Genomic DNA, 12943 nt, shown 5'->3' on the forward strand with positions numbered 1-12943 from the left:
GAGGCGCAACGAGAACATGACCGACATGAGCGCTCCGATGCAGGCCGAAAGCACGGCGCGGCGCACGCCGTCCGCGCCGCGCAAGGTCGCGCCGCCCTATGAGCAGATCAAGCGTTACGTGATGGGGCATATCGCAGACGGCACCTGGAAGCCGGGCGATGCGATTCCCTCGGAAACCGAGTTCGTGAAGGAGTTCGGCGTGGCGCGCATGACGGTCTCGCGCGCGTTGCGCGAACTGACCGCGGAACACGTGCTGACGCGTGTACAGGGATCGGGCACCTTCGTCGCGCCGCGCGATTACGAATCGACGGTGCTGGATATCCGCAATATCGCGGACGAAATCGCCTCGCGCGGCCATCGTCACGCGGCGCGCGTGATCGCGCTCGAAGCGAGCGGATGGTCCACCGCGATCGACGAACTCGAATTGAAAAGCGGTCCGGTGTTCCATTCCTCCATCGTACATATGGAGGATAACGAACCAATCCAGTTCGAGGACCGCTATGTGAATCCGCGGTTGTTTCCGCGTTATCTGGAGCAGGACTTCACGCTCGAAACGCCGAACGAGTATATGGTGCGGCTCGCGCCGATCCAGCGCGCGGAATTCCGCATTTACGCGCGCAAGCCCGATGCGCAGATTCGCCGCCATCTCGCGATGGAAATCGGCGAGCCTTGCCTGATGCTATGGCGGCGCACCTGGGTCGGCGACGACGTGGCGACGGCCGTGCAACTCTGGCATCCGGCGTCACGCTTTCATCTGGCGGGCGCGGTTTGAGCCGCGCCTGCCTTCGCGGCGCGCATTACGAGTGCGCGTACACCACCGAATCCAGATACGCGAGCTGACCGTCCTGCTCGGCGTGCACGAGATCCTGATACACCTGGGCACGCGTGAGCGGCTTGACGGCCTGACCGTACGGCGGCACCCATTGTTCCGCCGATGCGGCCGCGCCGACGTATTTCACCTGCGTGGGCGCGGCTTGATGCGTGCCGTAATTCGGCGCCGAGCCGACGTTCGTCTGCGCGAAGGCGGTCGTGGTGGTGGCGATACCTGCAAGGGCGGCGGCGATCATGAGGGCTTTCATCTGTTTCTCCATTACGGTTGAGTGAGGAGCGATGCGGGTGTCATTGCTCGCTCCATGTTGCATAGCGTAGTGGCCTGGACTTATCAGAAAAGAGACGGCTTGATGAAGAAAAGTTAACTCGCGCGGGCGTCGAGTTCGGCTAAGGCGAGCGCGTCCAAAGCGCGGGTTTGGCGGTCGCGATACAGTGAGGCGAGCGCGTGTGGCAGGCTGCCCGCGCGCGGTTTCGAACCGCGTCCGCATTGAAGGGCGCGAACACGCAAGATCCGCGAAACACCACGAAGCACCGCGAATTTCCGCACACGTCTCTCCGCACACTTCGGCGCCGCTGCCCATGCCCCGCAAAAAGTCGAGCGTCTGGCTCAGAGGTTTCGATCTGCTTTCAAGCGCGCTCGGCGTGCGGCCCGTCAAGCCGCCGAAAGCCGCGAAATCCGGGCTGAAGAAGCGGGGCACGAAGGCCGCTGCCACGTCTGTCCTCAAGCCCGTCATCAAACCCGCCGCGAAGCGCCAGCCCGCGGTCAAACGCATGGCGGCGCGCGCCACGCCGTCCGGCGTGCCGGGAAAATGGGTCCGCTCGTTTCATTCCGCGCCGCCTTTGCCGGGCCACCTCGTCAACCATCTCGCCTACGAGTTGTATTTGCCCGCGAGTTATTCGCCGCGCGCGGGCTTGCCGCTCGTCGTCATGCTGCACGGCTGCAAGCAGACGGCGGCGTCGTTCGCGGCGGGCACGCGCATCTGCAAGCTCGCGGAGCGCGCCGGTTTCGCCGTGCTGCTGCCGGAGCAGGCCAAGACCGCGAACGCGCAGCGCTGCTGGCACTGGCACGGCGACGCGGCGCAGACGGAAGCGCCCGCCGTGGCGTCGCTCGTCGCGGCGCTCGTGCGCGAGTACGGTTTCGACGACGCGCGCGTCTATCTCGCGGGCATGTCGGCGGGCGCGGGACTCGCGGCGCAACTCGCGATACGGCATCCGCGACTGTTCGCGGCCGTGGGGCTGCATTCGGGGCCGGTGTTCGGCGCGGCCACGTCGACGATGAGCGCGATGAGCGTCATGCGGCGCGGCAGCCGCGAGGAGCCCGCGCAACTGATCGACGGCACCGTCGACGTGCAGACGTATCCGGGCATGCCCGCGATGATCGTGCATGGCGAGATCGACGCCGTGGTGGCGCGGCGCAATGCGCTGCAACTGGGCGTGGAGTTCGCGCGCGTCAATCGGCTTGTCGATGCGCAGGGCGTGTTGCGCGTGGGCGAGGAGCGTGCGTTCGAGCGCGACGGCGCGGACTATGTCGATTATCTGAAAGGCGGGCGTTTGATCGTGCGCGTCTGCGTGATTCGCGGGCTCGGTCACGCGTGGAGCGGCGGCGATCCGCGCGAGGCGTTTCATTCGGGGCGCGGTCCAGAATCGACCGCGATGCTCTGGCAATTCTTTCGTCGGCAGAAAAGGACTGCTTAGTATTCTGCGGGCGATGCTGGTGCTGCCGTTGCAGCCAGGCGACCCGTCGCGCGCGTCTGGCGTATAACCGTAACAGCCGCGCATGGCTTGCGCGGCCGATCCGCATCCCCACGGAGATCGTCATGACACTCACTCTGTTGCGAAGCGTGTGCGCCTGCGTGGCGCTGAGCGGCGGCGTCGCCGCGTATGCCCAGACGGATAGCCCTCCCGCCGAGGCGTCGTCGATGCCCGCGCAGGCCGCGCAGACCGCGTCCGCGAGCCAGAAGGCGACCAAGGCCGATCGTGCCCTGTCTCACGCGGTGCGCCGCGCGCTGGCGAAGGCGCAGGGCTTCGACGTTTCAGGCGTGTTCGTGCGGGCGCGCAGCGGCGCCGTGACCTTGAGCGGCACCGTGCGCAGCGGCGACCAGATCCGCCAGGCGGAAGAGGTGACGCGCTCGGTGCAGGGCGTGACGTCCGTATCGAACAAGCTGACGCTCTTTCACGGCGGCAACGGCTAGCAGCGTGACGAGTAGCAGGTGACCGGAAGCGGGCGATCAGAAGCGGTAATTCAGCGCGGCGAAAGTGGTGAGTTCGCGGCGGCGCTCGGTGATCGGACTGCCCGCGGCGTAGTGTTCGAGGCGGCCGAGCGTCGCGTTGACGGAGCCGACCCAGTGCTTCGAGAAATCGTGCGTCGCGTAGAACGTCATGTGCACGTCGCGCACGCCGGAGCCGGTGGCGTATTGCGGCAAGCCGGACGCCTCGCTCTGCGCATCCGACACGCCGAACAGCGTGCGCGTGTAGAGCGCATTGGCCCACGTGAGGCCAGGACCGACCGAGAACAGCCAGCCCGTGAGCGGCAGCGACGCGTACAGATCGAGTGAAGCCGTCGTGCCCTGACCGTGCCCGCTGATGTCCTGATACACGGCGGCCGCGCCCGTGAAGGCCCATAGCGTGTAGTCGGCGAACAGGCGCAGCTTGGGGCCGTCGTCGACGTTGCCGAGTCCGCGCAGATGCGGATCGTCGGCGACGTTGCGCGACTGGAAGTCGAAGCTCAGCGACGCGCCCACGTGATAGTTCTCGCCGCGGAACACGTTCACGCCGAGCACGTCAGGGCCTTGCGAGAAGATGCGGTCGCGGTACGAGATATCGAGCGACGGGAACGGATACACCTTCAAATGGCGCGCGCCCGGGTACTCGGGCGCGATATACATGCCCGGTCCGATCGAGATCTTCCACGGTGAGTCCGCTTGTGCAGCTTGCGGCGCATCGTCGGCCCATGCGGGGCGAACGCAGGCGAGCGCGGCCACGCACGCCAAGCCCATCACGCCAGCGAGTTTTGGCAGCGGCCTCACGTGTTTTTCCTTCCCACGGCCGCCAGTTGGCGCAAGCGCCGCGCCAGTGCCTTCGACACCACGGGCTGGCTTTGCGCGTCGCGTGCGCCGCGCGCGATTTCGCTTTCGCGCAGAAACAGCGCGGTCTCGCGCGCGACGATCTCGCGTTCGTTGTCCGACGTAATCATGTGATACGAATCGTCGAGCCAGACCGTGCGCAGCAAGCTTGCGCCGATATGCTCGATCACGTAGCGCGGATTGCGCGGGCTCGAGGTTTCGTCGTCGATCGAATGGATCACGAGCGTGTCGTTCTCGATCTCGGCCACGTCCTTGCGCGCGGCGCGCGAGAGCCGCAGCGCCTGATGCAGCGCGGGCAGCGCAATCGTCGAGGGGCCGACTTCGCTGAACGCGTTGCGCTGCATCGCACGCGCGATCTTCGCGCGCAGCGCTTCGTTTCGCAATCCGAAGGGTTCGGCTTCGCGATACTGGTAGATGTGGCGCATTGGCGTGTAATACGCGCAATCGAGCAGGAAGCGATACCACGGAATCGCCCAGCCGTCGTAGGCGAGCGTGAGCGAAAGCAGCACGAGCGACTGCGCGGCCGGGCGTGCGTGCACGAGTCGCAGCGCCAGCGCGCCGCCGATCGACAATCCGCAGACCGACACACGCGCGTAGCGCGCAGCCAGCGCGTCGAATTCGCGCACGGCGCCTTCGAGCCAGCGCTCCATCGTCTGCACCGGCGATCCCGCGCTATAGCCTTCGATAACGGGCGCGCAGACCGTGAAGCCTTCGTTCTGCAGATAGCGCGCGAGATAACGCAATTCGAGCGGCGAACTGGAAAGGCCGTGCAGCAGCAGCACGGCGTGCGAATCGCCTTCGTGGAAAAAACGCGCGGCCTGCATGGCCGGCGCTTTCACGGCGACGGGAGGGTGTTCGATCGTCGCCATGTCAGGCCTCCGTACGCAGCACGAGGAATTCGCCCGCGTGCGTCGTGAAGCGCTCGCAGGTGCAATTCGTGAGCCGATGCTCGCGCTCGTGCGGCGCGCGCCGCAGGCGCACGCGATGATGGCCGGGCCACAGCGTATTGCCGAGGCGCTGCACGTCGTCGGGATGGACTGCATCGAACAGCGGGCCGGGCGCGATCTCACTCGCCTGCGGCAGCGCGGAACCGGCGCTCTGTCCCACGCTCGCGCGCTGCGCGGCATTGGTTTCGAGCGCCTTGATGAGAATGAAGCCGTCGTGATGCTGCGCGAGATGGCGCAGCAGACGATGCGTTTCGTCGACGGCGCGGCGGGCGAGCGCGCGCTCGTTGTCGTGACGCAGCAGCATTTCGTAGCGCGATTGCGCGACCGAGGCGATCAATTGCGCGCGGCATTGCTCGCGCCGCAGGCGCTCGATCAAGGTAATTACGATCAGCGTGACGAGCGGATACGACACGACAAGGATCAGGTCGTGTCGATCGAAATACGTAATATTGCCGTAAGGAGGCACGAACAGATAATCGGCGATACCGAGACCGAACACCATCACCGTGAGCGCGGGAGCAAGACCGAGATAGTATTCGACCAGCGCGGCGGTGATGCAGAACCCGGTAGCGGGCATGATGGGGCCGAGCACCGGATGCAGGGCGATACGGAGGGCTGCCGCGATGGCGAGCGCGCCGGCTGCGAGACACCAGCGGCGTGGACCTCGGGGTGCCCAAAGGCGGGCATTACGGACTTTCATGGCATGCAATGGCGCCAACCTCAAGGCGTTTCGTCGCGATCGTGCGGCGGCGGACGCTGGCGCGTTCTTTCTAATGAATAAGGAAGCGGGTCGGACTCGTTATGCCGCAGGCAATGCGTTTCCAACCAGTACAGAGGATATTTATATCGGCTAATTTCCTCACCGGCTGCGCATGTTACCACTGATTACAAAGGTTTTTTCCGTAAAATTCTTTCGAATTACTTTCCATTTTGACGATAAGTTTCAGGTTGTCGAGCAACGTCAATCCAAGCGAATAAAAGCGATATGGAAATGCAAGTATTTCTCGTCAATGCGTCGTCGATAAATGCGAATGAGGCGCTTTTAATTGCCATGCGCATCTGAAGTTTTAACACCAGTTTTACGCGATCCGCACTACGCTAGGTGTGTCTTCATCACCGGCGAGATGCTCGCCCGATCGTATGGCTCACGCCCATTCCCGCACTATTGCTGTCGATGTTCCCGCTACGCTTTCCCAATCGGCGCGCCCGCGCGCCAAAGTCGTGCCGCTGCGCGCGCCGCGTGCGTGGCTCGATATCAGGCTCGATGCGCGCACGCACGACGCCGCCCGCGCGCACCTGGCCGCGCTCTATCAGTCGCCGCTCGGCATCTATGTGGTGCAAACCGCGCTCACGCGCGAGACGCTTTGTGTGCGCTTCGATATCGCGCCCGAGGACTTCGCGTTCACGCTGCATACACTGATGAATTGCGTGCCCGAAGCGACGATCTGCGCGTTGCGTCCGCGTCAAGATGCTAAGGATTGCTGATATGTTCGAGGGAATCTGGTTGCCGATCGTCACGCCGATGCGCCACGGCGAAGTGGATATCGACGCCTTGCAGGCGCTCACCGAGCATTACGTGAATGAAGGCGTCGACGGTCTCGTGGCGTTGAGCACGACGGGTGAGGCCGCGCTGCTCGACGAGGTGGAACGCGCCGCCGTGCTGCAGGCGGTGACCGATGTGGCCGCGCAACGCGTGCCGGTGCTTGCGGGCATCGGCGGCAGCGATACGCGCGCCTTCGTGCGCGAGATGAACCGGCTGGAACACTGGGACGTGGCGGGTTTTCTCGTTTCCGCGCCTGCTTACGTGTGCCCCGATCAGCGCGGCGTGGCCTGGCATTTCGAGCAGATCGCGCGTGCGACGGCGCGGCCCATCGTGCTCTACGACGTGCCGCATCGCACCGGCGTGGCGATCGAGGCGCAGACCGTGTGCGAGCTGGCCGACATCGGCAATATCGTCGCGATCAAGGCCTGCGTGCGCGAGCGTTTCGACGCGCTCGGCGGCTTGCCCATCGCGATGCTCTGCGGCAGCGACGAGGCGTTTCTCGACTGCCTGAACGCGGGCGGCACGGGCGGCATTCTCGCGGGCGCGCACGTGTGCGGCGACCTGCTGCGCGACGTGCTCGCGCTCGCGAAAGCGGCGCGGCACGAAGCGGCCGCCGATCTGTTCAAGCGCTTCGTGCCCGTGTTGCGCCTGTTGTTCGCGGCGCCGAATCCGAGTGCGATCAAGGCGATGCTCGCGCTGGAAGGGCGTCTCTCGCACGAGACGCGCATGCCGATCGCGAGCGCGTCGCCGGCCTTGATCACGCGGCTGGAAATCGCGCGCGCCGCGCTCGACGATCTGCGCGCGGAACTGGCGCAGAACGCGTGACGATTGCGCGGGGCCGCTCACTCGATCGCGTAATGCACCGATAGCTGGCCCTTCTTCTCCTTCACCTTCGATACGACGATCTTGCCCACGCGCGCGGACGAGTCCACGTGCGTGCCGCCGCAAGGATAGGCCGGTTGCGCGCCGAAGCCGATCTTGCGCACCGCGCCTTCGAACTGGCTATGACGTGGCAGATCGTCGGCGACCTGGGCGTTCGCGTGCTGCTCGATGAACTCGGCGGAGAAGGGCGGCGCGGCGCTATGGCTTTCGAACACGACGCGCGCCTCGCCCGGCCAGTGATGCGCCTTCACGGGCTTCCAGCCAAGCTGCTCGCCGCAATAGCCGAGCAAATGCCCCGCCGAATGCAGGCGCGTGTGCAGGTCGCGCGCGTCGGCATCGACGCGCAGAGGCACACTGCCGAGCGGCACTTCAGCGTCGCAAATGTGGATTACCTCGTCGCCTTCGAGCAGCGCGCGCAGCACGTTCGCCGCGCCGATCGTGCCGATGTCCGAGGGCTGGCCGCCGCCTTGTGGATGAAACAGCGTCGCCGACAACACGACCTGATAGTGGCCCTCGTCCGTGCGCGTGCAGCGCAGCGCGATGCTGTCCATGTGCAGATCGTCGCTGTGCAGATAGAGGCGTTGCGTCATGGCCGCGTCCTCACGAGCGAGCGCGAGCCTGCGAGGCCGCGTCGCGCGCGTGCGCGATCAGGCTCTCGACGGCGTCCGGCGCGGTGCAGAACGAGGTCACGAAACGCACGACATTCGGCCCCCAACGGTCGCGATAGAACTGGAATCCGGCTTGCACGAGCGCCTCGCTGACCGGCTGCGGCAGACGGCAAAAGATGATGTTGGCCTGCGTTTCGCCCATCACTTCGACGCCCGGCACCGTCGCGAGCCCTTGCGTGAGACGACGCGCCATGTCGTTCGCGTGGCGCGCGTTGCGCAGCCACAGATCGTCGCTCAGATACGCGTCCATTTGCGCGGAAAGAAAGCGCATCTTCGAGAACAGATGGCCCGCGCGTTTGCGGCGATAACCCATTTCGGCGGCCAGGTTTGTGTCGAACAGGACGATGGCTTCGGCGGCGAGCACGCCGTTCTTCGTCGCGCCGAGCGAGAGGGCGTCGACGCCCGCTTTCCACGTCATCTCGGCGGGCGTGCAGCCGAGCGAGACGAGCGCGTTCGCGAAGCGCGAGCCGTCCATGTGCAGCTTGATCGAGGCGGCCTTGCACGCTTCGCCGATGGCCGCGATTTCATCGAGCGTGTAGACGCTGCCGACTTCGGTGGCCTGCGTGATGCTCGCGCAGGCGGGCTGCGTCGAATGTACGTCGCCGACCTTGACGCGCGCGGCGGCGCGCAGTTTATCGGCATCGAGTTTGGCCGCCGGGCCGTCGAGCGTCACGAGCTTCGCGCCGTTGGTGTAGAACTCGGGCGCGCCGCATTCGTCGGTGTTGATGTGACTCGCGGGATGGCAGTAGACGTTGCCCCACGGCGGCGTCATCGTGCTCAGGCACAGCGCGTTGGCGGCCGTGCCGGTCGGCACGAGGAACACGGCCACGTCGCGTTCGAAGATTGCGGCGAGCCTGCGCTCGACGCGCGCGGTGATCTCGTCGGCGCCATAGGGGCTCGACTGGCCCGTGCTGCTCGCCACGATGGCCGCGACGATTTCCGGCGACGCGCCCGCGATGTTGTCGCTCGTAAAACCCCATGCCGGCGCACTCGCGCCGGGTGCTCGCTCACTGTTCATGCCTGCGTTCCTCGACTGGCGGGCGACGATGGCTCGCCCGGATCGACGCATTCTGGCGCACGCGCCCCGGCGGCGGCTTGTAAAAAATTGCGCGACGGATCGGGAGACGGCGGACTCAGGCCTGGTAAGTCGAGGGCGCGACGCCAAACGCCTGGCGGAATGCGCGGTTGAAGTGGCTCTGATCGTAGAAGCCGACCGCCTGCGCGATGCTGGCGATCGCCTGCGGACGCCGCGACAGCAGGCTGCACGCGTGTTCGAGCCGCAGGCGCACGAGCCACGCGTGCGGCGTCATGCCGATCGTCTGCTTGAATTGCTTGAGGAACGCGAAGCGCCCGAGGCTGCATAGTTCGGCCAGCGAATCCAGCGTGATTTTTTCGGCGAGATGCGCGAAACAGTAGTCGCGCACGCGCTGCCATTGCTGCGGCGAGAGCGCGCCTTGCACGTTCTCGGGCACGACCGCGCGCGCTTGCGTGAGCAGCAGGTCGGCGAGCGCGAGCCATTCCGATTGCACTGCGAGTGCGTCGGCGTTGGCGCTCATGGCGTCGTGCAGGCGCAGCAGGCGATGCGCGAGCGCCGGGTCTTCGAGCATCGTCGCGGCGAGCGCGGGTTCGCGCGGTGCGCCGCCGATCTCCTGCGCCACGCTCGCGAGCAGTTCGGGCGCGACGCGGAAGGTCTTGAGCGTATAGGCGTCGCCGTCCTCGCCCACGCCGTCGTGGATTTCGCCGGGCGGCATCAGCGCGATGCATCCGGCCCCGACGCGCACGGTCTTGCCGTTGAAGCGCTGCCGCTGGACGCCATCAGTCACCAGCCCGATATGGAGGTCGAGATGGAAATGGCGCTCGAAACTGAAGTCGACGAAACGCGCGGCGCCCAGCACGAGGCCGGGAACCTCGGAGACCTGGTGGTACTGGACGGAATCGGCCATGGGAAAAGGGCGGGAGGCGGCGGTGTCGAGGGAGTATACCGCCGGGCGGCGCGCGGCGCTTGGGCACTTCAAGGCACAATACGGCGGTCCGACGCGATAGAGACGCAAATCCGCTTCAAGATTCATCCACCATCGTCGATGAGGAAATCATGAGCAATCCGAACGAATCGAGCGAGTCGCCCGAGCGCGGCGAAGGTTACGAAGCCGGCAAGGCGCGGCGCACGCAGGTGATGGGCGAGCCGTTCGTCGAGCGCGCGATGAGTGGGCTCGATGGCTTCTCGCGTCCGCTGCAGGACTGGCTCAACGAACACGCATGGGGCAGCACGTGGCTGCGCGACGGGCTCGATCTCAAGACACGCAGCCTGTGCACCTGCGCGATGCTCGCCGCGCTCGGGCGCAGCACCGAACTGAAGGGGCATGTGCGCGGCGCGATCAACAACGGCGCGAGCGTCGTCGAGATTCGCGAAGTGCTGCTGCACAGCGCGCTGTATGCGGGCGCGCCCGCAGCGAGCGAAGCGTTTCGCAGCGCGCGGGCGGTGCTGGAGGAGATGGGCGTGGCAATGCCCGAGTGATGCAGCGTGGCCTGAAAAAAGCTCAGGCCGCCATGCTTTCGCGTTCCTCGCGTGCCTGCGCCGCGAGCGTGTGCGTGTGCGGATCGATCGTCACCGGCACGCGGCGCGCGACCGCGCACATGAGTTCATAGCCGATCGTGCCCGAGGCTTCGGCCACTTCGTCGACCTTGACGTTCTCGCCCCACAGTTCGACCGTCGAGCCGATGTTCGCCGCCGGGCACGGCGTGAGATCGACCGTGAGCATGTCCATCGAGACGCGGCCGACCACGCGCGTGCGCACGCCGTCGACCATGATGGGCGTGCCGGTCGTCGCGTGACGCGGATAGCCGTCGGCGTAACCGCAGGCCACCACGCCGATGCGCATCGCCCGCTCGACTTCGTAGGTGCGGCCGTAGCCCACGGTTTCCTGAGGCGCGAGCGTCTGCACGCCGATGATCTTGCTCGTCAGCGTCATCGCCGCGCGCAGGCCGACGCTTTCGATATGCCGCGCCGCGCCCGTGGGCGACGCGCCGTAGAGGATCGTGCCGGGACGCACCCAGTCGCGATGCGCGCGCGGATGCCAGAGCACCGCGGCCGAATTCGCGAGCGAGCGCTCGCCGGGAATGTCCTGGGTGGCCGCGTCGAAGCGGTCGAGTTGCCAGTCGATGGCGCCGTCGTCGGCGTTCGCGAAATGCGTCATCAGGCCGATCTCGCCGATCGTCGGCAGGGCGCGGGCGCGTTCCCACGCGGCGCGGTAGGCGTCGGGCCGGTAGCCGAGGCGGTTCATGCCCGAATTCATCTTCAACTGGATGTCGATCGGCCGCGTGGTGTTGGCGGACGCGAGCAGCGCCAGTTGATCGTCGCCGTGCACGGTCACGGTCAGGCGGTGCGCGACGGCGGTCGCGACGTCGGCGGCATCGAACACGCCTTCGAGCAGCAGGATCGGGCCGGTCCAGCCCAACTCGCGCACGCGCACGGCTTCATCGAGATCGAGCAGCGCGATGCCGTCCGCCGCCGCGAGCGCGGGGTAGATGCGCTCGATGCCGTGACCATACGCGTTGGCCTTGACGACCGCCCACACGCGCGCGCCCTCGGCGCTTTGCTTCGCGATCTGGAGATTGTGGCGGATGGCATCGGGATGAATGCGGACGGCAATCGGACGCGGCATGGCGGATGGGTTCCTGGTCAGTGGTTTGTGCAATCGTATTGATTTTCGGCCAGTTATTTTTAATGTATTTTCTCGGAAATTTGGACGAAACCACTGGTTCGGAATGTCAGCCCGTGGCGAGGTGCTTGTAGTAGAACGTCGTCGCGCAGAGTGCGCCGTCGGGCATCAGCGCGTAGTCCGGCACGGTGCCCGCGCGTTGCCAGCCGCTGCGCGCGTAGAGCCGTTCGGCGTCGCCGCCGGTCACGGTGTCGAGCACGAGCACGGTTTTTCCGGCGGCCAGCGCGTGCGTATCGACGGCCTGCATCAGCAACTGGCCGACGCCGCGCCGACGCGCGCGGCGATGCACGAGCATCTTGGCGACATCGGCGCGATGCGGCTGATTTTCGGGCTGCGCCGTGACGATCTGCACGGTGCCGACGATCGCGCCGCTCGCGTCTTCGGCGATCAGCAGAATGCGTTCGTCTGCGGCCACGCCATCGGCGACGCGTTGCCAGAACGCCTGCGCCGTCTCGCGCGCGAGCGGCGCCATGAAGCTCACTGACGCGCCGCCTTCCACGCAGTCCATCAGCACGTCGGCGAGCGCGTCGAGGCTCGCGGCGGCTTCGTTCGCGCCGAGGCGGCGCACCGCGATGATGTCGTTCGTGTCGTTCATGCTGCGCTCCTTGCGCTGCCTTGGGGGACGCGGCTCAGCGCCACGAGATAACGCGCCGGTTTGCGCGTGGGATTGCGATAGACGATCGGGCAGTCGAGCCGCATCGCGAGACAGTCGCCAGTGCGCAGACGCCAGCGCTGCTCGCCGACGGTCATCTCCATTTCGCCTTCGATGATCCAGACCTGCTGATGGATTTCCGCGTCGCGCAGGCTGGTGTCGTAGGCCACGCGCTTGCCCGCGGGAAACTGCACTTCCACGAGTTGCAGCGGCGACCAGAGTGCGGGCGAGAGATTGCGGCGCACGTAACCCGAGGCCGGATCGATCCAGACCGGCTGTTCCTGCGCGGTGGCGAGCGGCGAGGGTTCGGCGGCCGCCGCGCCGTCGGGCGCTTCGAACAGCGAGGCGAGCGACACGCCGAGCGCCGTCGCGAGTTTGTCGAGCACGACGGCGGTGGGGCTGCTCTGTCCGCGTTCGATCAGCGAAATATTCGAGCGGCTGACCGTGCTGCGTTCGGCGAGCGCGTCGAGCGACCAGCCGCGCGCGTCGCGCAGTTCGCGCAGACGCTGGGCGAGGGCGGTGTGGATGTCCATGCTGTGTCCAGTTTTATGGATGCGGTGTTCCAATAAACTAGACGGGCAATATTCCTGTGTCAACTGCCGGAAAATCGGCATAGAA

16 protein-coding genes are annotated in these 12943 nt (G+C 66.2%); 6 read left to right on the top strand and 10 right to left on the bottom strand.

The annotated features are described in order from the left end of the window. Positions 1-37: 37 nt before the first annotated feature. Positions 38-772: a histidine utilization repressor gene (hutC, locus tag U4Y88_RS26545; protein ID WP_321787544.1), complete on the top strand. Its 735-nt coding sequence runs from the start codon at positions 38-40 to the stop codon at positions 770-772. Between the two features lie 25 nt (positions 773-797). Here hutC and U4Y88_RS26550 read toward each other — a convergent pair whose 3' ends face one another. Next, on the bottom strand, positions 798-1079 hold the full coding sequence (locus U4Y88_RS26550; protein WP_224015042.1) for a DUF4148 domain-containing protein: 282 nt from the start codon (positions 1077-1079) through the stop codon (positions 798-800). 331 nt (positions 1080-1410) lie between these two features. Between U4Y88_RS26550 and U4Y88_RS26555 the strand changes: the two genes are divergently transcribed. After that, positions 1411-2526 carry a PHB depolymerase family esterase gene (locus U4Y88_RS26555; protein ID WP_321787470.1) on the top strand — a complete coding sequence of 372 codons (1116 nt, stop codon included), beginning with the start codon at positions 1411-1413 and terminating at the stop codon, positions 2524-2526. Between the two features lie 122 nt (positions 2527-2648). After that, entirely contained in the window at positions 2649-3023 is a 375-nt protein-coding gene (locus U4Y88_RS26560) for a BON domain-containing protein (protein ID WP_224015039.1), read from the top strand. A gap of 36 nt (positions 3024-3059) precedes the next feature. Here the strand turns inward: U4Y88_RS26560 and U4Y88_RS26565 are convergent, their stop codons facing one another. Genes U4Y88_RS26565 through U4Y88_RS26575 form a run of 3 tightly spaced genes read right to left on the bottom strand, consistent with a single transcriptional unit; the run spans position 3060 to position 5561 of the window. Next, on the bottom strand, positions 3060-3827 hold the full coding sequence (locus tag U4Y88_RS26565; RefSeq protein WP_415774506.1) for a MipA/OmpV family protein: 768 nt from the start codon (positions 3825-3827) through the stop codon (positions 3060-3062). A 26-nt stretch (positions 3828-3853) separates the two neighbouring features. Next, positions 3854-4738 carry an alpha/beta hydrolase gene (locus U4Y88_RS26570; RefSeq protein ID WP_310633807.1) on the bottom strand — a complete coding sequence of 295 codons (885 nt, stop codon included), beginning with the start codon at positions 4736-4738 and terminating at the stop codon, positions 3854-3856. 46 nt (positions 4739-4784) lie between these two features. Beyond that, entirely contained in the window at positions 4785-5561 is a 777-nt protein-coding gene (locus U4Y88_RS26575; protein ID WP_321787474.1) for a DUF4118 domain-containing protein, read from the bottom strand. Between the two features lie 440 nt (positions 5562-6001). Here U4Y88_RS26575 and U4Y88_RS26580 point away from each other — a divergent pair, with 440 nt between their 5' ends. Continuing rightward, complete coding sequence (locus tag U4Y88_RS26580) at positions 6002-6346, top strand: hypothetical protein (RefSeq protein WP_321787475.1); 345 nt, start codon at positions 6002-6004, stop codon at positions 6344-6346. 1 nt (position 6347) lies between these two features. After that, entirely contained in the window at positions 6348-7229 is an 882-nt protein-coding gene (locus U4Y88_RS26585) for a 4-hydroxy-tetrahydrodipicolinate synthase (RefSeq protein WP_321787477.1), read from the top strand. A 17-nt stretch (positions 7230-7246) separates the two neighbouring features. Here the strand turns inward: U4Y88_RS26585 and U4Y88_RS26590 are convergent, their stop codons facing one another. The 3 genes from U4Y88_RS26590 to U4Y88_RS26600 all read right to left on the bottom strand — a co-directional run bounded on the left by U4Y88_RS26590 (position 7247) and on the right by U4Y88_RS26600 (position 9897). After that, positions 7247-7876 (bottom strand): alanyl-tRNA editing protein, encoded by a 630-nt coding sequence (locus tag U4Y88_RS26590; protein ID WP_321787478.1) that lies wholly within the window; start codon positions 7874-7876, stop codon positions 7247-7249. 10 nt (positions 7877-7886) lie between these two features. After that, complete coding sequence (locus U4Y88_RS26595; protein ID WP_321787480.1) at positions 7887-8972, bottom strand: low specificity L-threonine aldolase; 1086 nt, start codon at positions 8970-8972, stop codon at positions 7887-7889. Positions 8973-9087: 115 nt separating this feature from the next. After that, complete coding sequence (locus U4Y88_RS26600; protein WP_321787482.1) at positions 9088-9897, bottom strand: AraC family transcriptional regulator; 810 nt, start codon at positions 9895-9897, stop codon at positions 9088-9090. 149 nt (positions 9898-10046) lie between these two features. On the opposite strand from U4Y88_RS26600, the gene U4Y88_RS26605 reads away from it, so the two are divergent. Then, positions 10047-10469, top strand: a complete 423-nt coding sequence (locus U4Y88_RS26605) for a carboxymuconolactone decarboxylase family protein (protein WP_224015026.1) — start codon at positions 10047-10049, stop codon at positions 10467-10469. Between the two features lie 22 nt (positions 10470-10491). Here U4Y88_RS26605 and alr read toward each other — a convergent pair whose 3' ends face one another. The 3 genes from alr to U4Y88_RS26620 form a co-directional block, all read right to left on the bottom strand. Continuing rightward, positions 10492-11616 carry an alanine racemase gene (gene alr / locus U4Y88_RS26610; protein ID WP_321787484.1) on the bottom strand — a complete coding sequence of 375 codons (1125 nt, stop codon included), beginning with the start codon at positions 11614-11616 and terminating at the stop codon, positions 10492-10494. 106 nt (positions 11617-11722) lie between these two features. Then, on the bottom strand, positions 11723-12268 hold the full coding sequence (locus U4Y88_RS26615; RefSeq protein WP_321787486.1) for a GNAT family N-acetyltransferase: 546 nt from the start codon (positions 12266-12268) through the stop codon (positions 11723-11725). After that, on the bottom strand, positions 12265-12858 hold the full coding sequence (locus U4Y88_RS26620) for an XRE family transcriptional regulator (RefSeq protein ID WP_321787488.1): 594 nt from the start codon (positions 12856-12858) through the stop codon (positions 12265-12267). The genes U4Y88_RS26615 and U4Y88_RS26620 overlap by 4 nt, the downstream gene beginning before the upstream one ends. Positions 12859-12943 lie beyond the last annotated feature (85 nt).

Source organism: Paraburkholderia sp. J94 (assembly GCF_905220285.1).
GTDB classification, from domain to species: domain Bacteria; phylum Pseudomonadota; class Gammaproteobacteria; order Burkholderiales; family Burkholderiaceae; genus Paraburkholderia; species Paraburkholderia tropica_A.